18 protein-coding genes are annotated in these 25,139 nt (G+C 34.5%); 10 read left to right on the top strand and 8 right to left on the bottom strand.

The genetic code is table 11. From position 1 onward, the window contains the following. Nucleotides 1-116 precede the first annotated feature (116 nt). A complete protein-coding gene (ftsW, locus tag ACFX4G_RS21560; protein ID WP_377576804.1) occupies nt 117-1,307 on the top strand; it encodes a putative lipid II flippase FtsW in 1,191 nt (396 codons plus the stop codon). 585 nt (nt 1,308-1,892) lie between these two features. Here the strand turns inward: ftsW and ACFX4G_RS21555 are convergent. Beyond that, nucleotides 1,893-2,531, bottom strand: coding sequence for a hypothetical protein (locus ACFX4G_RS21555; RefSeq protein ID WP_377576801.1), 639 nt, complete (start codon nt 2,529-2,531; stop codon nt 1,893-1,895). 715 nt (nt 2,532-3,246) lie between these two features. Between ACFX4G_RS21555 and ACFX4G_RS21550 the strand changes: the two genes are divergently transcribed. The 4 genes from ACFX4G_RS21550 (at nt 3,247) to ACFX4G_RS21535 (ending at nt 10,806) form a co-directional block, all read left to right on the top strand. Then, on the top strand, nt 3,247-4,767 hold the full coding sequence (locus ACFX4G_RS21550; RefSeq protein ID WP_377576798.1) for a class I SAM-dependent DNA methyltransferase: 1,521 nt from the start codon (nt 3,247-3,249) through the stop codon (nt 4,765-4,767). After that, nucleotides 4,757-5,935, top strand: coding sequence for a restriction endonuclease subunit S (locus ACFX4G_RS21545; RefSeq protein WP_377576795.1), 1,179 nt, complete (start codon nt 4,757-4,759; stop codon nt 5,933-5,935). The genes ACFX4G_RS21550 and ACFX4G_RS21545 overlap by 11 nt, the downstream gene beginning before the upstream one ends. Continuing rightward, entirely contained in the window at nt 5,936-9,046 is a 3,111-nt protein-coding gene (locus ACFX4G_RS21540) for a type I restriction endonuclease subunit R (RefSeq protein ID WP_377576792.1), read from the top strand. 401 nt (nt 9,047-9,447) lie between these two features. After that, complete coding sequence (locus tag ACFX4G_RS21535; RefSeq protein WP_377576789.1) at nt 9,448-10,806, top strand: reverse transcriptase domain-containing protein; 1,359 nt, start codon at nt 9,448-9,450, stop codon at nt 10,804-10,806. Between the two features lie 281 nt (nt 10,807-11,087). Here the strand turns inward: ACFX4G_RS21535 and ACFX4G_RS21530 are convergent, their stop codons facing one another. From ACFX4G_RS21530 to ACFX4G_RS21520, 3 genes are all read right to left on the bottom strand, one after another. Beyond that, on the bottom strand, nt 11,088-12,116 hold the full coding sequence (locus ACFX4G_RS21530) for a hypothetical protein (RefSeq protein ID WP_377576787.1): 1,029 nt from the start codon (nt 12,114-12,116) through the stop codon (nt 11,088-11,090). A 193-nt stretch (nt 12,117-12,309) separates the two neighbouring features. Then, nucleotides 12,310-13,368, bottom strand: a complete 1,059-nt coding sequence (locus ACFX4G_RS21525) for a restriction endonuclease (RefSeq protein WP_377576784.1) — start codon at nt 13,366-13,368, stop codon at nt 12,310-12,312. A 190-nt stretch (nt 13,369-13,558) separates the two neighbouring features. Beyond that, nucleotides 13,559-15,316: an Ntn hydrolase family protein gene (locus tag ACFX4G_RS21520; RefSeq protein WP_377576781.1), complete on the bottom strand. Its 1,758-nt coding sequence runs from the start codon at nt 15,314-15,316 to the stop codon at nt 13,559-13,561. A gap of 1,100 nt (nt 15,317-16,416) precedes the next feature. Here ACFX4G_RS21520 and ltrA point away from each other — a divergent pair. Beyond that, nucleotides 16,417-18,378: a group II intron reverse transcriptase/maturase gene (gene ltrA, locus ACFX4G_RS21515; RefSeq protein WP_377576779.1), complete on the top strand. Its 1,962-nt coding sequence runs from the start codon at nt 16,417-16,419 to the stop codon at nt 18,376-18,378. Between the two features lie 118 nt (nt 18,379-18,496). Further along, nucleotides 18,497-19,747: a Y-family DNA polymerase gene (locus ACFX4G_RS21510; RefSeq protein ID WP_377576776.1), complete on the top strand. Its 1,251-nt coding sequence runs from the start codon at nt 18,497-18,499 to the stop codon at nt 19,745-19,747. Nucleotides 19,748-20,001: 254 nt separating this feature from the next. Here ACFX4G_RS21510 and ACFX4G_RS21505 read toward each other — a convergent pair whose 3' ends face one another. Both ACFX4G_RS21505 and ACFX4G_RS21500 read right to left on the bottom strand, forming a co-directional pair. Continuing rightward, the gene (locus tag ACFX4G_RS21505) at nt 20,002-20,982 is read right to left on the bottom strand and encodes an aldo/keto reductase (RefSeq protein ID WP_377576773.1); all 981 of its coding nucleotides are present in this window, start codon (nt 20,980-20,982) and stop codon (nt 20,002-20,004) included. 87 nt (nt 20,983-21,069) lie between these two features. Beyond that, nucleotides 21,070-21,825: a carboxymuconolactone decarboxylase family protein gene (locus ACFX4G_RS21500; RefSeq protein WP_377576770.1), complete on the bottom strand. Its 756-nt coding sequence runs from the start codon at nt 21,823-21,825 to the stop codon at nt 21,070-21,072. 244 nt (nt 21,826-22,069) lie between these two features. On the opposite strand from ACFX4G_RS21500, the gene ACFX4G_RS21495 reads away from it, so the two are divergent. From ACFX4G_RS21495 to ACFX4G_RS21485, 3 genes are all read left to right on the top strand, one after another. Beyond that, nucleotides 22,070-22,972, top strand: coding sequence for an AraC family transcriptional regulator (locus ACFX4G_RS21495; RefSeq protein ID WP_377576767.1), 903 nt, complete (start codon nt 22,070-22,072; stop codon nt 22,970-22,972). Nucleotides 22,973-23,174: 202 nt separating this feature from the next. Then, entirely contained in the window at nt 23,175-23,492 is a 318-nt protein-coding gene (locus ACFX4G_RS21490) for a YolD-like family protein (protein ID WP_377576764.1), read from the top strand. Between the two features lie 63 nt (nt 23,493-23,555). Continuing rightward, complete coding sequence (locus ACFX4G_RS21485) at nt 23,556-23,732, top strand: DUF8096 family protein (protein ID WP_480343157.1); 177 nt, start codon at nt 23,556-23,558, stop codon at nt 23,730-23,732. Nucleotides 23,733-23,900: 168 nt separating this feature from the next. Here the strand turns inward: ACFX4G_RS21485 and spxA are convergent, their stop codons facing one another. Continuing rightward, nucleotides 23,901-24,302, bottom strand: coding sequence for a transcriptional regulator SpxA (gene spxA / locus ACFX4G_RS21480; RefSeq protein ID WP_053488258.1), 402 nt, complete (start codon nt 24,300-24,302; stop codon nt 23,901-23,903). A 541-nt stretch (nt 24,303-24,843) separates the two neighbouring features. Further along, complete coding sequence (locus ACFX4G_RS21475) at nt 24,844-25,086, bottom strand: hypothetical protein (protein ID WP_241097429.1); 243 nt, start codon at nt 25,084-25,086, stop codon at nt 24,844-24,846. Nucleotides 25,087-25,139: the final 53 nt, after the last annotated feature.

Below are 25,139 nucleotides of genomic sequence, written 5' to 3'. Positions count from 1 at the left end.
CACGAGGAACTGGTATTATACTTTTGAGTGTTCTTTTTACTCTATATAATCTACTAAGAATTTTTGTTTTATGATAAAAATAAGATTCTTACACTTGCAAGGAACGAGGAGTTTTTATGTTTAAGAAAATAGTAAAATGTTATGATTACAAATTTATTGCAGCCTTAATTGTTCTAAGCCTCATCGGTTTAGTCATGGTTTACAGTGCTAGTATGGTAACGGCGGTTAGTCGTTACGGTGTTGAAGGGGATTATTTTTATCAAAAGCAAAAACTTGCTCTTATAGCAGGCTTCTTCTTTTTCTGTGTCGCTGCCTTTATTCCCTATAAAATTTATCGAGAAAAAAAAGTATTAAAAATCTTATTAGTAACAGTAATTACGCTTCTTGCTTTGGTTCTTATTTTTGGACATACCGCCGGGAATGCACAGAGTTGGCTTATACTAGGTCCAATTAGAATACAACCACTTGAATTTACGAAACTAACGATTATTGTATACCTATCGGCTGTTTTTGCGAATAAACAAGAGTATATTAACGATTTAAAGCGTGCTATTATTCCACCTATCCTTATCGTATTTTTTATTTGCTTCTTAATTGCTTTACAACCCGATTACGGTGGAATTCTCCTTATTTTAGGTACAGTTGCAGCTATTGTCTTATGTTCAGGTATCTCTAGAAAATCCATGCTAAAGATTGCTTTATTGGGAGTAATAGGTGTAATCGTTATGTTAGTTGTTTTATTAGTAACGGGACATATAGATACAGTCTTTTCTCCTGTTCGTTTAGCTCGTTTCACTGGTTTTCTCCATCCTTTTGCAAATCAGCAAGGAGATGGCTACCAATTGGTTAACTCCTACCTAGCTATAGGCACTGGGGGGCTAGCTGGTCAAGGGTTAGGACAAGGTATTCAAAAGGCTGGTTATCTACCTGAGTCTCATACAGATTTTATTATGGCAGTTATTGCTGAAGAATTAGGTTTTTGGGGAGTACTGCTTGTATTGGTGTTGCTATTTTTTATTATTTTACAAGGCTTAAAAATAGCTAAAAGATGCAATGATCCTTTTGGTGCTTTGTTAGCCATTGGAATTTCGGTCATGATTGGTATTCAAGCATTCGTTAACCTGGGAGCAGTAACGGGGATTCTTCCTATCACAGGCGTAACGTTACCATTTGTCAGTTACGGTGGTTCTTCTCTTACCTTGCTTATGTTTGCTGTAGGAGTACTAGCGAATATATCCATGTTTAATAAATTTGAAAAAAAATACAAAAACAAAGTAACAGATCCAAGGGAATTGAAAAGTGTCTAATGATTTACATAAATGACATCTCTATAAAAATTATTGAGCATAAAATAAAAGGATAAACAAAAGACACTGGTTAAGATCCAGTGTCTTTTGTTTATATAAGGAGGTTAAGTTTGTAGTATTGCTAAAGGAATTCAAAGGTCTATTAGAAATCTTCTTATGTATGATTCATATACTTGCCTAAAAATCTTTATTTAGAAGATAAAAATTATGCCCTTCGAAAAAATTGTAAGGCGCTATAAACGATCCATAGAAAACAGGCCACAATAACTTGTTTTTCCAGGCAAAGAATAATTGTCCATAGTATCACTAAAATTAAAATAGGAATAGATAACTTTCTTATCATTCACACCTTCCCCTTCTACATTATTCTCCTATCTATATTCATGGAAACATAGTGGTTTGCCTTTTTTTGTGCAAAAAAAGGACGCCTATTATGGCGCCTATATCCAACGAAATAGTGTGTAAAAGGGGAAAAGTGTTAACTTTAAGAATTAACATGATCTTATTTGGTTCTTACCCTTTTTAAAAAGAAAAAAACATACATTATAAGTAAAACAAATAAGCTACTTAAATTCTCTATTCCATTTATTGATCCTCTGGATCTATCTCAAGACTTTCAACTTCATCATTCTTTTTTACTTCTAATCGCACTACTTTATTTTTACTATCTCCCGACATATTGTCGTTATCTTGCTCAAAGTCTTTAGATTTTTTATAAGTCTTTTTTCCACTAGACACTTCTATTGTTACGTCATTATCTGTTTCATTGATTAATTTTCCAATTACACTGTAATCTCCATCCGCATCTTTTTCGTATATACCATTTGAATCTGCTTTTGCTTGAGGAGTTAACTCTAAGCTTTCTGCATTTTGATTTTTAGCATTAATCTCTACGCTTACTTGTTTTCCATCAATATTCTTAGGTGTATCTTTTTCCTTTTTAAACGAATCACTTTTAGGTACCTTTACCTTTTTATCATCAATAACAAGTGTTAACTCATCGTTTGTCTCTTTATCTAGCGTTCCTATTAAATCAAAATCTTCATCCTGTTTACTATCAGGATCTCTGGAATACTGTTGTAAATTTGATTTTTTTTCAGAAGAGCTATTTTCATTTTGTGATGTATTCTGGGATGAATCATTTTGATTAGAACAACCTGTAAGAGGTCCTGCAGTTAAAGCACCAGCTAATGAAATACAGAGTAATACCATTTTTTTGTTCATATAGCTTATTCCTCCTCCTTATTCCCTGTTTATATTGCCCACTCTTTAAAGAATTAAACGATATAACTACTTTAAGGAGGCAAAAATTATACAAGATGTGTATACTATGGAACTTCCAATGAAATCCATTAAAATAACTAGATCTAATATTATCATTAATAATTCAAAGAAAATCTTTGACTATATTCCTTTAAAGTTTTTAAACATAAACAAATTCAATATCCGTAAAAGTATACTTTTACGGTCGTTTATTTTATATAAGAAATCTACTATTTCTACCGTTCGTTTAATTTTGAAATTGAATTACGAACGTCTTCTAAAAAATATACACTTTTACGAACGTTTTTAACAGAATAATAGTAATATAAATCTAAAATATTACAAAAATGCAAATCAAGAAAAAATTGTTCTTGATAAAAGTAACATATTATAGAGAAAACTCGTCAAAATAAGCCTTTGTATATAATAATAAAGGCTTATTCTTATAGTTAAAGTTCTCTCCAAAATAATATTGTTAGTATGTCCTATAAATCAAAAAATAAGCTTCATAACAACGTTTATAAGTAACCCATAAATAACTTATGAACTTTTTATTAGATTATTTATGTAGTCATCTTATTTTCAGTTAGAACTGATATAATAGTCATGATGAGGAAAAAGGTTGTTCATCATGACTATTACAGTATGACTTATGGATTATAGAGGAGGCAACATAATGGCTACAGTAAACTTAGGATTTGAAGAAAAGCTATGGCAAATGGCAGATAAACTACGTGGATCCATGGATTCCGGTGAATATAAAAACGTTGTGCTTGGATTACTGTTTTTAAAGTACGTATCTGATGCATTCGAAGAAAAGTATGAGGAATTAAAAGCAGATGAATGGGCGGATGAGGAAGATCTGGATGAATACTTAGCAGACAATATCTTCTTTGTACCACGGGAAGCACGTTGGTCATTCATCAAAGACAATGCAAAAAAACCAGAAATCGGTCAATTTATCGATGCTGCAATGGTAGCGATTGAAAAAGAAAATCCTTCACTTGTTGGGGTACTTCCAAAATCATTCGCACGACCAGAGCTTGATAAAACCCGTTTAGGTGAAACAATCGACTTGTTCTCATTCAAAGTTGGTGATGAAGAAAGTCGTTCAAAAGATATTTTAGGACGCGTTTATGAATACTTCCTAAGTAAATTTGCAAGCGCAGAAGGAAAAAATGGGGGCGAATTCTATACGCCTTCAACAGTCGTTCAATTACTCGTTGAAATGCTAGAACCGTACAAAGGACGTGTATATGATCCTGCATGCGGTTCTGGTGGTATGTTCGTGCAATCATCTAAATTTGTTAAAGAGCATCAAGGTCGTATTGATAACTTATCTGTATATGGTCAAGAGTCGAATCCGACAACATGGAAACTATGCAAAATGAACTTAGCGATTCGAGGGATTGATGCAAATCTAGGAGCACACAATGCGGATACATTTCACAATGACTTACATAAAGGGTTAAAAGCCGATTATATTTTAGCGAATCCACCATTTAACATTAGTGATTGGGGGGGAGAAAAATTAACAGATGATGTTCGTTGGCAATATGGTATTCCGCCAAAAGGGAATGCGAATTTTGCTTGGGTACAACATATGATTTCTAAATTAGCACCAGCTGGTACAGCAGGCTTCGTATTAGCGAATGGTTCGATGTCTTCTAGCACGAGTGGTGAGGGTGATATTCGTAAAAATTTAATTGAAAATGATTTAGTTGAATGTATCGTGACATTACCTGGTCAACTATTCTATTCAACTCAAATCCCTGTATGCTTATGGTTCGTTTCTAAAAATAAATCGAAGGCTGGTAAACGGGAACGCAATAAAGAAATCTTATTTATTGATGCACGTAATCTCGGGAAAATGGCAGACCGCACACACAAAGAATTTGGTGAGGAAGATATTAAGAAAGTTACGGATACATTCCATGCTTGGCGTGGTACAAATGATCAAGTATATGCAGATGCACTAGGCTTTGCAAAAGCTGCAACATTAGAAGAAGTTCGAGAAAATAATTATATTTTAACACCTGGTCGCTATGTTGGTTTAGCAGAGCAAGAAGATGATGGTGAACTATTTGAAGAAAAAATGGAACGTTTAACAATTGAACTATCATCGCAATTTACAAAATCGAAAGAGTTAGAGGAACAAATCCGACAAGCTTTAGGGGGCATTGGATATGAATTTTAAAGAATTGGAATTAGGAGATATTGCTAAATTCAAGTATGGGAAAATGCCTAAAGCAGACAAAAAAGTACAAAACGGATACCCTATTTATACAGGATATAAAATATCAGGATATTATTCAGAATATATGTATGAGGAACAGGCTCTAATAATAGTTGCTCGAGGGGTAGGTGGAACTGGAGATGTAAAATTAGCTCCATCCAAAAGCTACATAACGAATCTTGCTATAATTATAGAATTAGACGAAAGCAAATGTGATAAAAAGTTTATGCAATTATATTTACATTCATTAAATTTAAGGTATTTAGACAGTGGATCGGCTCAATCACAAATTACTATTAACGATTTACAACGTCTTAATATAAAAATTCCTTCTTTAGATGAGCAAAAAAAAATTGCTTCATTTATCACTTTAATAGAAAAAAAACATGATAATAACTACAGAATAATTTCTAATTTGGAAAAAATCCCAAAAACACTTTTTAAATACTGGTTCATCGATTTTGAATTCCCAAATGAAAAAGGTTTACCATATAAATCTAATGGTGGCGCGATAGTAGAAAGTGAATTAGGAGGAATACCCAGAGGATGGAAAGTTGGATGTATAGGGGAGGTATGTGAGCAAGTTAAAGACAAAGTTAATTTAGATAAAACTGAAGAAATATTTAACTATATAGGATTAGAACACATGCCTCAAGGGAGCATTGCACTGTCTAATTGGGAAAGTAGTGAAAAGGTTTCTGGAAATAAAAGCTTATTTAAAAAAGATGATATTCTTTTTGGAAAGTTGCGCCCATATTTTAAAAAAGTAGGTGTTGCTTCTATAGATGGGGTTTGTTCTACGGATATTTTGGTTTTCAATTCTAAGCAATCATTTGAGAAATCATATCTTCTTTTAAACTTAATACAAGATAGATTTATAGAATACACTAGTAATACGGCTACAGGAACTCGTATGCCCAGATCGGGATGGAAACAAATATCTAGCTATAAAATTGTTATACCAGATGAAAGCACATTATTAAATTTCGAAAAAAAAATTTCACCAATGCTTAAAAAGATACAAGATATAACACATGAAAATCTTTACTTAAAAGAACTCCGCGATATTCTTCTCCCCAAATTGCTATCGGGAGAAATCGTAATACCAGATGAATCGGTGGTGAGTTAGTTGTTTCAATATAACGAATCAGAATTAGAAATCGCAGCACTTGAATGGTTAGAAGAATTGGATTATGAAATCCTTGAGGGTCCTGACATTGCACCAGATGGTGATTACTCTGAACGTGAGAGTTTCCACGATGTTATATTACTTGACCGATTAAGTCGTTCATTACAAAAGATTAATCCAACAATAGAGCGAAAAGTCATTGAAGAAGCGATTCAAAAGATAGTTGCAAATGCTTCCCCCAACGTCGTTTTAAATAACAAGCAATTTCATAAGCTTGTGACAGATGGAATTGAAATTCAAACACAAGGTAAAGATGGTTACAATCCAACTGTATCTGTTTATGTATTTGATTTTGAAAATCCAAAGAATAACGACTTCATTGCAGTGAACCAGTTTACAGTTATTGAAGGACAAGCGAATAGACGTCCAGATATCATCGTATTTGTAAATGGCCTACCACTCGTTGTTATTGAACTTAAAAATGCAACAAATGAAAATGTTGATATTACTGACGCCTATAATCAACTACAAACATATAAGCAAACCATTCCAACGCTGTTTCGTTACAATGCATTTTTACTCGCAAGTGACGGTGTTAATGCTCGTGCGGGCTCATTAACTGCCAATGAGGAACGTTTTATGAAATGGCGTACCGTTGATGGGGAAACACTAGCAAGTTCTGCTGACCCCCAGCTTGAAGTCATGATAAAGGGTATGATGGAGCCAAGCCGTTTACTTGATATTGTCCAAAACTTTGTTTTGTTCCAAACAGACGGTGTTGACACGTTCAAAATTTTAGCAGCGTACCACCAATATCATGCCGTTAATAAAGCTGTCGAAAGGGCGATACAAGCAACAGCAAAAGACGGAGACCATAAAATCGGAGTTATTTGGCATACTCAAGGATCAGGAAAAAGTCTATCTATGGTATTCTATGCTGGAAAACTGATTAAAACGATGAACAACCCTACACTTGTTGTACTAACAGACCGTAACGATTTAGACGATCAGCTATACAAAACATTCTCAATGTCTAAAGATATTCTGCGTCAAACACCAAGTCAAGCAGATTCACGTGATGATTTAAGAGAGCTATTAAGTGTGGAGTCGGGTGGTATTGTCTTTACCACTCTTCAAAAATTTGCACCAGACGAAGATACAGGGGAAATGCCTTGCTTAACCGACCGTAAAAATGTCATTGTTATGGCAGACGAAGCGCATCGTTCTCAATATGGGTTCGGTGCATCAATTTCTAATCAGAAAGATCGTCAAGGTGAAGTGAAATACGGTTTTGCAAAGTATGTTCGTGATGCGTTGCCGAATGCATCATTTATTGGATTTACAGGAACACCTGTTGAAGCAACAGATAAAAACACACCTGCTGTATTTGGTGATTATATTGATGTATATGATATGTCACAAGCAGTAGAAGACGGAGCAACAGTAAAAATTTTCTATGAATCACGCGTTATCCCACTAGAGCTTCCAGAAGGTTTATCAATTGATGAAGACTATGATGAAATTACTGAGGATCAAGAAACATCTGTTAAAGAAAAATTGAAATCGAAATGGTCTCGTTTAGAGGCGGTTGCAGGTGCGGAATCACGTGTACAAAAGATGGCAAAAGATATTGTCCACCACTATGAGGAACGTGAAAAGGCCATGTTCGGTAAGTCAATGGTTGTGGTGATGTCGCGTCGTATTGCAATTGATTTGTATAAAGAAATCGTGAAACTACGACCAGAATGGCATTCAGATGATGATGATAAGGGCGCGATTAAAATTGTGATGACCGGTTCATCGAGTGATCCTGTGGAGTGGCAACCATTTATCGGTAACAAAAAGCGTCGTGAGTTTTTAGCACGACGTATGAAGGATAATGATGATCCATTAAAAATTGTTATTGTACGTGATATGTGGTTAACAGGTTTTGACGTACCGTCTATGAACACGATGTATATTGATAAGCCTATGAAAGGCCATAACTTAATGCAGGCTATTGCACGTGTAAACCGAGTCTTTAAAGATAAACCTGGTGGCCTTGTTGTAGACTACATTGGTATTGCAGATAATTTAAAACAAGCACTTAAACAGTATACAGATAGTGATCGTAACACAGCTGGTGTTGATACAGCTGCAGCAGTCAATATCATGCTTGAAAAACATGAACTCCTGGTAGAACAACTTTATCAGCATGATTACTCAGGATACAAATCGGAAAAATCTTCTCAACGTATTAAAGCAATTATAAATACAATGGATTATATTATTGGTTTAGGAGAAGAAGAGAAAAAACGCTTTTTAAATACAGTGACGGAATTATCAAAGGCTTACGCCCTATGCGCAACAACACCAGAAGCAGAAGAATTAAACGATAAAATTGGTTTCTTCAAAGCAGTAAAAGCAAGTATCGTCAAAACAATCGGTGATGGTAGTAAAAAGAAAACAGCAACACAAATGGATGCTCAAATTAATCAACTTATTTCTAAATCAGTTATTTCGGAAGAAGTTGTGGACGTATACAAAGAGCTTGGATTAGAAAACCCAGACATATCAATTTTATCTGATCAGTTCTTAGAAGACGTTCGTGCACTACCACAAAGAAACTTAGCAGTTGAATTATTAAACCGTTTAATTAACGGGAAAGTGAAAAGTGTACAACGTAGTAACTTAATACAAGCACGTAAATTTTCTGAAATGCTGGATAATGCACTGAACAAATACAACAAACGTACTCTTGAAACATCAAAAGTTATCGAGGAGTTAATCGCACTAGCAAAGGAAATGGATGCAGCATATAAACGTGGCGAAGGAACTGGCATGATTAAAGAGGAAATTGCTTTTTATGATGCTTTATCTTCACATGAAACGGCCGAACAAGTATTAGGTGACGATACGCTTAAAATCATTGCACATGAACTTACACAGTCAATTAAAGACAACATGAGTATAGACTGGAATTTGCGTGATTCAGCACGTGCAAAAATGCGTGTTATTGTGAAAAGACTTCTTAAAAAGTATGGCTATCCACCAGATCTTCAGAAGGATGCTATTGAAATTGTTATTGAACAGGCAGAGTTAATGTCTGCACAGTTGGCATTTGAACTATAAAAAAAGGAGCTAATAATAGCTCCTTTTTTTATTATTAGATAAATAGTGAAATATGCATATAAATTCCAAATTAAGGAAGATAAAAAGGAGTGAACATCTAGTCTACTAGCTATTGAATTTTGACTATTCAGAAATAAAATGGTAAAATTATCATGGTTTATGCCTCATAAAAGTAGTTATGAGGGAATTTGGTGAATTTCTGTCAAGCTTTATTTCAATTGTAATCATACTGCTAACGCAACTAAGAACGATTGATACTGCTTCTGAATAATTGGGCATTTGGATAACTCCATTCGTCATAATTAACCAATTCAATATACTAGTTATAGTATATGCTATCAGTGCATTTAGTAGCCTCTTTATAGGTTAGGAATAGTCTATAATTTGAAAGGAGAGTATGCTTGCGAGGGTTCTTTTATAGAGTGATAGGCTACGATTACATACCCTCGCTAGCTCTGCCAAAAATGGATAAGAAAAAATATGGAGTCAAGGGATATACACACTTAGATAATAAAAAATCTATTGATAAAGTTAAGACTAAAATTCAAAATCCAAAATGGGTAGCTAAACATGGATTTTACCCGTTTATACATTTTGAGATTAAGTTTCAAAAGTATAATAGAAAATTAAAAGAACGGAAAGAAAAAATCCGAAAAATATATTATGCCTCTCACATTGACAGTTTTATTTATAAATATTACGGTGACAATCTAAATAACTATTATAATTCCGTTGTTGAAGAATTAGGTATTAAAGATGTAGCTACCGCTTATCGAAATAACTTATCTGGTAAAAGTAATATTCATTTTGCTAAAGAGGTTATTGATTTTATCAAAGCACAAGAAAAGGCATATATTTTCGTTGCTGATTTCACTAATTTCTTTGATACACTGGACCATAGTTATTTAAAAGAGAAAATCCGTTATGTTCTTAAAGAAGAGACTCTACCTGACGACTATTATAATGTTTTTAAAAACATAACAAAATTTAGCTATCTTATAAAAGATTCAATAGAAACTGATTTAAAGACTAAATACACTGAAAGTGAAATAAAGAAAAATCACAGATATTTTACTGGTGAAGAGTTTAGAGCTTTTAAGCATAAAAACATACATAAGAACTCTAAGAATTTTGGGATTCCTCAAGGTGCTGGTATCAGCTCGGTCTGTTCTAATATTTATCTCCTAGATTTCGATAAAGAAATCAAGAATTACGTTGATGAAAAAAAAGGATTATATAGAAGGTACTGTGATGACTTGATTATCGTCATTCCCTTGGAAGGAGAAGTTGAGAATTACAATTATGAAAGGCATCATCAATTTTTAGAAAATGTAAGAAGAGAAATTCCCAATCTAGAGATTCAATCTGAAAAGACAGGAAATTATTTTTACACAAATAATCAAATAACGGACTTAGAATTTAATAAAGCAGAATTAGATTATTTAGGGTTTAGCTTTAATGGATTAGAGGTTCGTATTAGGGAAAAGAGTCTCTTTAAATACTATACGAGAACCTATCGGAAAATAAGGATTTGTAATCGTAAATCGAAAGAGTTTGGTCGTAAGTCCTATAGAAGGGGACTATACAAAAATTATTCGCATTTAGGTAAAAACAGGAAAGATTATGGTAACTTTTTGAGTTATGTGTCTAGAGCGCAAGAGGCTTTTGATGAAGACTCAACTACAATTAATCTTATGGAATCTCAAGTGAAAAAACATTGGAGGGGTATTGAAAAAAGATTGGAAAATCCTTCAGAATAATTGCTTTGATAAGTTTAATTATTTATAAAAGATCAGGTTGTTTTTCAGAGGAGTCTTATAATTAGTGATCTGCCTAAAAATCAGCCTTATTAAATAAGAGGTAATTATATCTATACTAGTGATTTACTTAGCAACTATAATTATCGATGTTTTAGTAAAAGAGAAGATAGAAATCTTCTCTTTTTTATGTGATTTCATTTATTTTAAAACCTAAAGCATATGATTTTTTCACGCTACTATATGTATCTTTAAATATACCCTTAAAGATATAGCAGATTATATTAGAAGTGTTCATATTTTTCTTCACTTATAATTCTTAGCCCTTCAAATAATATTGATGTTTCATGATCTTTATTATAGTGTTTTAGAATTTTTGGCCACACCTCAAATAAGGAATACATTGCTTGACCAAAGGCATCTTGAGCCATTAAATCAATAGATGAATTTTCTACATTTCTAAAAACAGCTTTACCATCTTGGTATGTTAGTTGTTTGGTGGCATTTAGTACATGCGATTCTTGAGAAAGTGAACTATATAGTCCTACGTATTGAGCAGAAAAATCTTTACCAAGATAGCTTGTTAATACTTTTAAATTATTACGGTACGGTTTATGACGTGATTTAAGTGAATACCATTTAGGATATCTCATATGTCTTTTGGCTAAAGTAATTTCATGGCGGATATGACTATATTTTGGGTCCAGTCTTAAATACTGAACTTCTTCGTCATAGAATTGTTTTTCCAGATCTAGCTCTTTACATTTACCCATGGCTTGTAAATTAGCCTTTATCCCTTCTTCATGTTTTAATCTCATCTCGTATTCTGCATTTTCTCCGTATATATCCTGGAAGTATCTTACAACATCCTCCTGATTATTTTGCAGGGCTTTTCTATACTTCAAAATATTAGTTGTTAGACTATCCACTACTTCTTCACTTTGATCTGAAAGCATTTCTTGTAGGTCACGCTGGAAGTTAATTTCTTTAATTCTGCTTTTCGCAGCCTCCATTTTTGAAAAGTACTCATATGCTTTTGTTCTGAACTCGCAATCTTCTTTAATTATATAAAGTATATTCCATTGGCACTCAAGTACAGACCTTGTTATACTATAGGCACTTTCTTCTACAAGAGGATCCCTACTATCTACTAATATTTTTAGTGTATGTATTTTATTTAACATGGATCTAAATAAGAGTAGTGGTATCTCTTTAGAGGTATGTTGCTCATTTTTATTATGAAATAATTCAGTATATATCTTGTTAACAGTTAGCATTAAATAATTTAGGGTGAAATTTTGAGCTCTTTCCAAAAATAAATTCTCCTTTAGATAAAGTTACAGTTTATTTATTACAAAAGTGGTATACAGTAAACGGAAATTGATTGTTCGGCTACATTATAAAGAAGAAAAGATTTAAACTTCTTTAAACCTTTTCTTCTTTATAATGTAGCAACCCTAGTTGTTTCGTGCCTAAATTCATAGACAAATCCTTTAATAGTAATGCTTATTCTCCTTCATCAACTATTACCCATACTTGCTTTAAAGGAAGGCTGGCCTGTATATCATCATTTAATTTATGGTAATTACGTAATGTTGCATTAATAAGATCGTTTGAGTCCCATAATCTAACCTTAAAAAATTGTTCTTTGGCTTTTTTTCGGGCATCTTGGGTAAATCCACCCATAGAAACAATTAAGCCATAGGATGCCCCATAACTTGCTACAACTCCAAGCAGACTATTCACCACATCAATTCCAGATGGGGTTGTTGTAGCCTTTACCTGTACGCATATTCGTGGCTCTTCTAGGCCCAAAAGACCTTTACCTGCTAATATATCTACTCCTCCATCTTTTCCGGGAGGTGAAACAACTGTTGCATAACCCTCTACTTCAAAAATAGCAGAAACCAGATCCTGTAGCCTATGACCCGCAAACTGTTGATTAATAAAAGAACGTATTTGATCCTTTCCTAGAGTTTCTAAATCAGCTACTACACTTTTGTCATCCAGACTTTCCTCTATAGTAGTTAAGGCCTGAGGAGAAGCTGAGGAGACTTTATGAAGGTAGCTTTGAACCGCAGCAGGTATTCTTGTTTCAGCATCGTTTCGTTGAATGCGGCATACAGTCATAAATGCTCCTAAAGAATAAAGAAGATCTTGATTCAAGCTAGTTCGTGGCATATCTTTAGTAATCCATCTAACTCTACGAGTATGAATGATATCTGGTCCCAAATTTTCAGTGAATTCATAATCACTTATAACTTCACCTACAGCGATAGAAGGTTCCTGTTTTAAAGGAAGTACAACTAAATCTCCAATTTCTATTTCATTCTTGAAGCGCCATACTTGATTGGCTTTGTTAATAATCGCTTTTGGTTTTTCATTTGGATAGGTTGTTTCAAAAAATGTAAAAAAGGCTTCTTTATCTTTATAATTTGAAATATTCCCTAACTCATTCCAGCCAATTGTGACAATATCATTATCTAATGCTGCTTGTTCCTGATCTCCATAACGGCCGGCTCTTACCAGCCATATCGCTTTTGCTTTATTAGGTGCTAGAACCATTTCTTATCAATCCCTTCAATTTTATTTGTAAGTCTCTTAATCTAAATTTAGAGTTGTTTGGCTAATAAAAAGCTTGTCTATTGCCACTGTTCTACTGACCTTTGTATCTATAAAACTCGCAGTTGAACCAATTCCGTCACCAGCTATCAGAACTAGACTGACTAAATTAGTAAATCATTTAGATCAAAATTTAATTATCAATTTGCCAATTCAAATACTCAGCTATTATTTCTAACTCTTCTTTGGGTGTTCCGATAGGGTCCCATAGACTTAAAGCTTCGTCGTCTAACCCAACTGCTTTAGAAAATAATATGTCTGCATTGTAATAATAGGGCGAATAAACTACCATTGATTCATTATTTTGATTTTTTATCATAAAAATATCTGCTTCTTCTCTATCTCTATTATAATCAGGTAAAATTTCAAATATATCATTTAAGTATGGACTATCATCTATTATGAATATTTTATTTAAATGATAGTATCTATCGTTTGTGTAATAATTAAGAAGCAGTGTTTTAATAAATCCGTTATAAGAACAGTCAACCTTTTTTATGTAAATCTCTAAGTTGTTAATTCTATCGTAGAAGAACTCATATCTTTTACTAAACAGAAGAATTTTTAAGTTGTCAATTTCAAAGTCTTTTTCTATCTTTTCACATATTCCAGTTAAAATTTTTGAACTGTTAAAGCTAACATTTAAACCACTGTAAAAGGCTCTTAACTCCAAAATCTTTGATTTCAAATAATCAAAATTAACAACGAGTATGTTTTCATAGTCCTCTAGCTGAGATTTAAAAACATTACTTATTTCAAGAGGAATATGAATATTTTCTAATGGATAATCAAAACATTCATATTCAAAATCAACATCCCAAATATTTTTTACATTTTCTATTAATTGATCTCTTGGGGTATAATCAACAGGACTTGTATCTAGATAATTAAAAGGAATAATAAATTTCTCTTCGTTCTTATTTTTCAATAGAAAGTTTTCTAATAAAAAAGGCGAAGCGAATAATTCAGTTTTAGCAGCCTTATGTCCCCTTCGATAGAACATTCTTACGAGATCTGTATATCTATGCTTATAAATATCACAGAAATATATGTTATTAAACTCCGTACTGTAAAAAACTATATACCTAGGCGTGTAGGATGATATACATTTATGAATAAACCCAGACATTTTTCGTAATTCGGTTTCGTTCATTTCCGCGTATTTGAATAATTTTGATAAACCTGTAAAATCTGATCCTGTAACAATACTATTTTTCCTGATTATCACATTTATTAAATTTCTTTCTTCAAAATTCTCATCGTAAAAGAAATACAGTAAATCATCAGTCCATTCTATTTCTTTATGTATACAAATACCACAAATAGTTCCTCCCACACCGTAATTCAAGAAATTATTTTTTATTGATAACATTTGCAAATAAGCTGTAGCTGCACTGAGCTTTTTTCTTGGCTCATAGCTTGGTTCAGGATAGGTTACCGTAAATTCTTGCATTAAATTGTTTAAATCCGGTACTTTATTTCCGCTACCAATAGCTATATAATCACCAACTTCTTTAAAGCCATGGCTGTTCAAATAATATAATGTATTCTTTTCATGCTTTATCCCTACAATTAATTCTGATTTACCTATCATACCTACAAGGGAATTCATAATTTCTTTAAAGGATAGGTAGCCTTCCATTAAGTCTAGATTTGTTTTTACCTCTTCAAAAGTATTCATTTCACCTGCAAAAGCAACTACAATATTATTTTTTATATGAATTTTAGTATCTGTTTCTGCGATAAAATAAGAATTATATTCTCCGTAAGCTTCCCCCATGCTAGATAATGTTACTTCCTTTTCAAACGAAGTTTCTGATTTCGATGATGTAAGAGAATCTGCAACAATATATACTTCGTCATCAGATTTCCAGCCAAAACAATACGTCAATTTGAATTCCTCCAAAATCAAAATAAGAGCGTTATATTCTTTTAATAATTTCATAGATAGTTTTTAATATTTTTGTTTTTATTGCAACCTTATATTGAGTTTTACTAATTAATAATGGATAAAAATTGATCTATCTATATCCTACATTTAATGCTAAAAATTTATTAAAAGCAAATCCCATAGCAATAATCGGGAAAAGATTCCATTGAATAAAGAACGTTTGTTCGTATATAATAGAGAACAAACGTTCTTTATTGAGGAGTTAGTTCAATGGATTATGGGCAGCTACCAAACAGAGTTATTATTTGCATTGATATGAAAGCATTTTATGGTGCGAGACGTTAATTTCAAAAGTTAGGCTAATAACCTAACGGGGAGAGATTGATCTCAATGGAGTCTAAATTTAGTTTACAAGAGATACAACTTTTTCAGTGACAGAAGGAATGATTGGGCAACGCCTTGAAACTTCTGCGGTAATATGCCCTAACCTCAAGTCGCAGCAACGGCTTGGGCAACCATAGCTGGGTAACATATGCATGAAAATAAACCGAAGTGCCTTTCTATAGGTAACCGAAAGCCAAAGGGAGTAATAAACCCGATGGAACTGGACGAGTAATGTATGCCGTCGATTATATAAGGTGAGAATGTGACAAATCACTGACGAACTTGCGAATGTACGCTTCGATAGCCTTACGGCTTAGAAATGAGTCGGGTCTGAAAATATGATTTGGTTTAAGGAAACAAAGGTAATCATAAATGCCCTAATTCTTACACTGTTATAGGCAGTGGAGCAAACCACGGAGTAGAGTGAGCACCTAAGTATAATCATTGATAACTGAAAAGGAACGTCGGAAGCTACCAACGTATAGTGTGAAATAAAACTAGGCAGGCATGTCGAGTTAGGTGGGGAAATTCCGTAAGGATATAACTCTCTTTAATGGTAGATGAAAGTAGTGGCACGACCAATGAAGGTTATGTAATAGAACTGGAGGAACAGCCACGAGGCAATAACTAAGGTCAAAACATGATTTCACTAAATCCTAGCGTGGATTCTGGTAGGACTAAAAAGGTCACTGAATTTCAAAGGACGGTGACAAACCATGAATAAACACTCAGTGGAAAAAAGGCTCAAAGACAAGAATATCCGGAACTCAGAATACTACAGTATGACAGAGACCTTCGATAACTTGTATCAAAGGGCAAAGAACAAAGAAAACTTTCGACAACTAATGAAAATAATCGTTTCTGAGAAAAATATCCTACTAGCCTATCGAAATATTAAGCGAAATAAAGGAAGTAGAACACCATCAGTCGATAAAATTACCATTAAAACTGTCGAAAAAATGTCTCAAGAAAGTTTTGTTAAGTCTGTTAAAATGCGATTTAGAAATTACACACCAGGTAAAGTTAGGCGAAAGGAAATCCAAAAATCGAACGGGAAAACCAGACCTCTTGGCATACCCTCGTTTTGGGATAGACTTATCCAACAATGTATCTTGCAAGTTCTGGAACCGATATGTGAAGCACACTTTTGCTCTAGGAGCTATGGATTCAGACCTAATCGGTCTGCCGAACAAGCTATTGCAGATTCAGTTAGAAAGATCAATCGGCAAGATTTAACTTTCGTTGTAGATGTTGATATTAAAGGATTCTTCGATGAAGTAAATCATGTAAAGCTAATGCGACAATTATGGACATTGGGAATACGAGATAAACAACTGTTAGTAATTATACGAAAGATACTCAAAGCCCCAATTATAATGACTGATGGTTCAACCATATATCCTACAAAAGGAACACCGCAAGGTGGAATTTTAAGTCCGTTGCTCGCCAATATCAATCTGAATGAATTTGATTGGTGGATAAGCCGACAATGGGAAACGTTCGTGGTAAAAGAGAGGACGCCCAAGCTAACAAAGCAAGGAGCGCAAAACCGTTCACACGAGAATGTCGAACTTAGAAAAACCAGACTAAAACCAATGTACATTGTGAGATATGCAGATGACTTCAAAATATTTACGAATACAAGAAGCAACGCCGAAAAAATTTACAAAGCGTGTAAAGGATGGCTCAAGGAAAGATTGAAACTTCCTATCTCTGAAGAAAAGTCCAAAGTGACGAATCTAAAGAGGGAAAGAAGCGAATTTCTTGGCTTTACCTTAAAGGCGACCAAGAAAGGCAAGCGCCTTTCCACGGGAAAAACCAAATACGTGGCAGAGACGCATGTATCACCAAAAGCTATCAAAATTCAAGTAGCTAAATTAACAGACCAAATCAAGAAGTTACAAAAATCAGCAAGCCATCAAGAGATAATTAGGAATATTGGAAAGTACAACAGTATGGTAATTGGAGCGCACAACTACTATTGCATTGCCACCCATGTAAGTCGAGATTTCTTTTGGCCGGGAAGAAACTTGACTAGGAAAATGTACAATCGGCTTCCAAGAGCTAACAAAGCAGACACCTTCGGTTTCTCAAGGGTAGGTAAATATGTTGGCAAAGACAAAGGAATTATTCCCTATCTCGGATCAAAAACCATAAGGTTTTACATGAAAAAACCAATTCTTCCTTTTGCGTATGTTCTGCATAAGAATCCTATGAGTAAACGTATAGCTATTAATAAGTACACATCAGAAGGACGCAAACTAATCCATAAAGGACTGGAAAACGTGACCGAAGCAGAATTAAGGTGGCTAAGGGAACATCCAGTAATTAATGACAGAGCAACAATTGAGTTCAATGATAATCGAATCTCCCTATTCGTTGCACAAAACGGAAGGTGTGGGGTTACGAATGAAAAACTTGAACTGACAGACATGCATTGTCACCACAAACGATTATGGAGCGAAACGCAGGACGACAACTACGCAAATCTTATTCTCGTAAAATCAGAAATTCATAAGCTGATACATCTAACTACTGAACCTCTGGCAAAAAAGCTAGTGGACAAACTAAAAATGACAGATAAACAAATCGAGAAATTAAATAAACTGCGATTTCTTGTGGGAAACAATTCAATCTGTACTAACAAAACTTACTATGAACAACTAACTTTGTTCTAATGAACTAAACCAATGAAATGTTTATGACTTAGTAGAAATCAAACTTAGGCATTGCTGGAGCGCCGTGTGAGGTGAAAGTCTCACGCACGGTGTGGAACGGGGGAAAGCCCAAAAGAGAATGGAATCATACCAGATTTTACACTTAGTAGGCTACCTATCGTTATCTTCGGTTTCATCTGTCATACGAGGTTTAAATCCTTTGAAAACAAGGCTTGCTGTTGTAGGAGATATCAAACGGTCGGGATCTGTTGTGTTAGCTGCCACACCTTTATTAAAGAAAGAAGGGATCAAAACAGGAAGTCGCCTCTTTGAAATTCCTAAAAGGAAAGATATCCATGTGGTGAATCCATCCATGGAGAGATACATCAAGGCTTCGAACTATATTTCTAGTTTGGTGTTACAGTATGTTGCTCCTGAAGACTTCCATGCGTATAGCATTGATGAGTTGTTTATTGATGCGACAGCTTCTTTGCATTTATTTGCTCGAACACCAGAGGAGCTAGCTTATCGAATACTTAATGAGATCTATCGCAAAACTAGACTGACAGCTACCGCAGGAATCGGTCCTAATCTCTTACTGGCTAAAGTCAGCTTAGATCATGAAGCGAAGCACAGTCCAACAGGGGTTGCTTATTGGCGATATGAGGATATTCCCTTTAAGTTATGGTCGATTCATCCAATGAAGGATTTCTGGGGGATCTCGTCAGCTACAGAAAGACGCTTAAACGGTTTAGGCATCTATACCATAAAAGAACTCGCTCTTTCTTCAAAGGAAATGTTACAAAAAGAATTTGGTATCATGGGAGAGGAGTTGCACCAACATGCAAATGGCATTGATTTTAGTCGTATTTCGGATGTGTACATTCCTAGTTCCCGTTCCTTTGGGAAAAGTCAGATTCTCTTTCGAGATTATACAAGCCGAAAAGAAGTGGAATTATTACTATTGGAGCTATTGGACGATGTTTGTTTTCGTTTACGCATGCATCAAGTGGTGGCTCAAACGATCCATTTATCGATTGGCTACAGCAAACAAACAGGTGGAGGCTTCTCTAGACAAAAGAAAATGGGGCGATCTTCGAACTTAAGCCAAGATATTTTCCCTTATTGTTTAACCATCTTACATAATTTTGATAATGGAATGCCGATTCGCTCCATTGGGATTTCGTTATCCAATACTAGCATTGAAGAAGAGGAGCAAATGAGCTTATTTGAGGATATCGATCAGCGTGAAAGAGCCTATGCTCTTGCAAAAACGATTGATGAAATTCGGCTGCGTTATGGGAAGAATAGTGTGCTGAGGGCTTCAAGTCATCTTGAGCATTCAACAGCTCGTTATCGAAATGGCTTACTTGGAGGCCACAAAGCGTAAGGAGGACAGAAACATGGAACATAGAGGAATGAAAGAAACAATAGTGTATTATAAGGGGGAATATAAAGTATACAAAGATTGTTATTCATCTAGTATCGTTTCTTTGTAAGATAGATAACAATACTAAAAATATGCAGTATCTATAGTATTCATAGAAATAAATATTAGGAGGTGGAGTTAAAGGTTAAAGTAAGGAAAAACCCAACCTTACCATTACAGAAGATTGGGTTTCCTTCTATTTATCAGCAAAACAATTAGTTGTGACCAACTATTGGATGTGGCACATAGGGCTCTTCGAGAAACGCAATTTCCTCAGGTGTTAGCTTAACCGATAAAGCACCTACAGCATCTTCAAGATGCTGTAGTTTCGTAGCCCCAATTATAGGAGCTGCTACTAGTTCTTTCTGTAGTAACCAGGCAAGTGCGATGTGTGTACGAGGAATACCATTTTTTTCTGCAATGGATGCTACTCGTTCCACAACCAATCGATCTGCGTCCGCAGTCGCATCGTACTTAGATTTTTGAATTTGATCTGTCTTGGAACGATGTGTTGTTACTGACCAGTCACGTGTTAATCTCCCTGATGCAAGAGGGCTATATGGAGTGACACCAATTTTCTCTTCCTTACAAAGAGGTAACATTTCTCGTTCCTCTTCACGGTATAGTAGATTTAAATGGTTCTGCATGGACACAAACTTAGTCCAACCATTTTTTTCAGCCACATGTAATGCCTTTTGGAACTGCCAAGCGTACATGGCAGAAGCACCAATGTATCTTGCTTTTCCAGCCTTCACTATGTCATGTAATGCTTCCATCGTTTCTTCAATAGGGGTATTGTAATCCCAGCGATGGATGATATAAAGATCTACATAATCAGTTTCTAATCTCTTAAGACTCTTATCAATTTCACTCATAATTGCTTTTCGGGAAAGACCAGATCCATTTGGACCCCCATGCATTTGTCCGTGTACTTTAGTTGCTATGACAACTTCATCACGATTAGCATAATCCTTAAGAGCTCGTCCAAGATATTCCTCGCTTGTACCCAGTGAGTATACATTTGCTGTATCAAAAAAATTAATCCCTAAATCGAGGGCTTTTTTTATAACAGGGCGAGAGTCCTCTTCATTAAGCACCCATTGGTGAAGCCATTTTTTAGCGTCCCCAAAACCCATACATCCAAGACAAAGTCGAGATACATCTAAGCCTGTATTACCAAGTTTTACATACTCCATTTAATTGCCCCCTACTTTTCTAATGAGTCATACACTTTTTTTAAAAAAAGACCTTAACGGTAACAACTTTCTTTTCAGCAAGGTCTCTTAATTTTCGGGAATAATTTCATTGACACATGCTAATGTGTTAAGTGTTCTCGGAAAGCCCATATATGGTAGGCAGTGAGTGATAGCAGTGATTAATGTTTCCTTATCATTGCCCACATTTATGTTACCCTGCACATGTGCTTTCACTTGACCTTCAGCACCGCCTAACGCGCTTATAATACAGAGCGTTAATAGCTCTCGTGTTTTCAAATCGAGTCCGTTACGAGTATAAAAATCTCCGAAGCAAAAAGCAGAAAGATATTCCTGCATATGCTTTTGATTTGATGGAGCACTCTCCTGCATTTTTTTTATGACATCTCCAAAAATCTCTACTTGAGTTGCAAGACCCTTTTGAAAGCGATTATCTTCATCTACCGTCTTTTGGCTTTCAACCGGTAAGGCGATATTCTTTGCTTTGAATACCTCATTAACTTCATTGATAGCATTTAACGTTTTCGGAAATCCAATATACGGAGCACATTGGTAAACCGCCTCTTTGATTTCTACAGGTGTTAGCCCAACATTCAATGCTGCACTAACATGTGCTTTTAATTGAGGTAACGTCTGGTTAGTAGCAAGAACCACCAGGGTGATTAACTCACGCTGTTTGTCATCCAGATTACCTTGATAAAAAACTTCCCCAAAAATAAAATGGCCCAGAATGTCCTGGAAATCAGGATCAGTGGCATGTGTACCAGGTACTCCTTCACCAAATAGCTGTTTGAATTTTTCTTTACTCTTTTCGATACGATTCATAAACAAGCCTCCTGATAGAAAAATTTGGATAAGCTCACATTTATATTAGCTACTTTTATTCCAATTGATTGGTCGTGAACTTCTTTTAAATCGTTTTTTTCTTAACGTTTTTAATTATGTCATAAATATCAAAAAAGCCTTAACCTATTATTATCAAGTTTTTGCCTAATCCTCTCAAACTCCCTTACTAAATCTATAACTATCAGGTATAATGAACCGAAAATAAAGAAAAGGAGAATAAGTTATGTCTAACAAACCCTATAAACAGCAACATGAACTTGCTAAACTCATTGAACGCCTTTCGAAGCAGGACGGTGTTCACCCTACCACTATTCCATCTTTATTTCTCATCCGCGAATCCATTATTACTGAACCCATTTCTAGGGTTAACGAGCCATCTTTTTGCATTATCCTCCAAGGAGAGAAGGAGGTATTATTGGGAGAGGAACGCTTTTTATATGGTCCTGGTCATTATATTGTGGCATCAGTTGACTTACCAGTTACAGGTCAAGTCATCAAAGCCTCAGCCGAGTCCCCATATTTAGCCTTTAAACTTGAATTTACCTCTAGCCAGGTTTTAGAGGTTTTAAATGGCACAGATATTAAAACTGGGCAGGGAAAGAACGCAAAACGAGCTATGTATGTTAGCAAAATAGAACCATCTTTGTTGGACGCAGTAGTAAGGTTAGCATCTTTGCTAGACACTCCACAACATATCCCTGTTCTTGCTCCATTATTAAAAAAAGAAATTCTTTATTGGATTTTGCAAGGTCCACATGGCGAAGCGCTTGAACAAATGGTATTAGAAGGTAGCAATGCCTCTAGAATAAGAGAGGTTATAGATCATATCATCAATAAGTATGAAGAGTCTTTTCGTATTGAAGAGCTTGCTGAAATAGCGAATATGAGTGTTTCATCGCTACACCGACATTTTAAAGAGGTAACGGCAATGAGTCCCATTCAGTTTCAAAAACAACTGAGATTGCAGGAAGCGAGGCGCTTGTTATTAGCAGAGTCAACAGATATAGCTCATGTCGCATTCAAGGTAGGATACGAAAGTCAATCACAATTCAGTCGAGAATATTCCCGAATGTTTGGCTTTCCACCCAGAGTAGATATAGACCGAATGAGAGAAAACTACGTTTAAATGAAGAAGGATTGTAGGTTGTGAAAGGTTGTACCTAAAGTAAAAGGTGCTTTAGTTCGGTAAGAAATAGTAATCGTAAGATTTTCAACAATCTGGTGCTTTAATGGAGTAAGGATCACAAAAAACGATTATCGATATAGACATAGCTACATTGATAAAAACCATTAAAACAAAAGCTTTTTTAAAAGGATGTATTGATAAAATGAAAAAATGGCGCCCATTTGCGAGTATGCCAGAACAATACACAGGATTGCAGGAAGTTATAAACAAGCAAGCAGAAGTACCTCAACCTCTTTTAACGGAAGAGCAAATGGAACAAATTAATTTCACGTTGATTGAAGCCTTACATACAAATAAACAAGTATGCCTTACATATTATAAGAACGGGCAATGTATAACAGAAACAGGATTGATCCAATTTGTTGATTCCCTGGGGAATTTGTTTGTTTTTACCGATGAAGTATTTGAGCTAAAGAACAAAATGAGGTTAAGTGAACTAATTGATGTTCGTTTTACATAAAATAATTTCACCCTCAATTTTTGTGGTAATCTAATAAGAGTCAACAAGAAAAGAGTGATCAACCTGGAAGAAATAAAGGAGCAGGAAATCGATTTTGATAAAGTGTATGACTATGCTGAATTTCCGGATAAGGTCAGTGGTAGATGCGACAACTGCAATTCATCTTACTTCAAAAGTTCTGTAAAAGGTGGTATTTTCTTACGCGAATGTCGGGCATGCGGCATGAAGAAGAGTATCTAAGTATAGAGGATTATATAGTAAAAGGAGAAGGGTTTTTACCCTTCTCCTTTTTATGTAGATGTAGTTGTGTTTACTCATTTTTAGAATCTGAAATATATACCTTACTACACTGCCGATGCCTTTTATTACAATCTACTTTAGAAGTTAAGGCAGCTCTTCTATTACCTTCTAATGATCACCTACTACTGCCTGTTCTGTCATCGTGAGAGTACGAAGTTTCCGAGGAATAAAAGCTCTTATCTCTTCTTCTTTATATCCGATTTGCAGTATTTTACGATCTTGTATAATAATAGGACGTTTAAGTATAAAAGGATGGCTCTTTATCAAATCATACAGACCCTGTAACGACAGTGCATCAATCTCTATATTTAACTTTTGAGGGATCTTTGACCTTGTAGAAATAATTTCATCTGTACCCTTTTCTGTCATACTAAGAATATTTTTAATTTCATCTTCTGTAATAGGTTCATACGATAGATTTCTCTCAATATAATCAATTTGATGTTCCTCAAGCCAAGCCTTTGCTTTTCGGCAAGAAACGCAGCTGGTTGTCGTATATAGATTAATCATTTTTTACACCTCGTCTATATGTATTTTTTTCTATCTTTAATTAATCACTGTAAATAAAAGTAGATAGATTTCTAATAAGTAAAAGCCACTTGTATACTACAAGTGGCTTTTTGCTACGTTGAACACATTAGATAATTCACGTATTATTCCCACTACTATTATAACACAGTTTGTGCATCAGTTTAATAAATTTTCGGTCTTAATGGAAGTCATAAACAAGCAACTAGAAGTACCTCAACCTCTTTTAACAGAAGAGCAAATGCAACAAATTAATTTCATGTTGATTGAAGCCTTACATATTATAAGAACGGGCAATGTATAATCAAAACAGGTTTCATACAATTTGTTGATTCCCTGGGGAATTTGTTTATTTTTATCGATGAAATATTCGAATTGAAAAATAAAATGAGGTTAGTGAGCTAATTGATGTTCGTTTTACATAAAATAATTTGACTTTTACTTTTTTAGTTTAACTGTGTTTTAACCCTCTTTAATTAGAAAAAACACCTTACTCTCTAGGTGTTTTTTCTAATTGATCATGTTATAACTTTTCTCTTAACATAGAAATTTCTTCAATTAAATCTTTTATTAATCGTCCCAATCCGGCTAATTGTTCATCTTTGCGATCATAATCATCAATTTTCATAGATAGTTCTAAAATACGACAGGTCTCTTCAACTGTCAGGCCATGATCTCTTGCAAGAGTTTTTACTGTATCAAGAAAATTAACAGCATCATTATCAAAATAATCTTTTCTAGGTGTTTGATTAAATAATGTTCCCATTTTCTCTCTCCTTAAAAATTCAAGTTTCATATTAGTAAATTGTACAAATGAAT

The organism is Priestia sp. YIM B13486 (genome assembly GCF_042787865.1).
GTDB classification, from domain to species: domain Bacteria; phylum Bacillota; class Bacilli; order Bacillales; family Bacillaceae_H; genus Priestia; species Priestia megaterium.
This window is presented reverse-complemented; position numbering and strand designations above follow the sequence as displayed.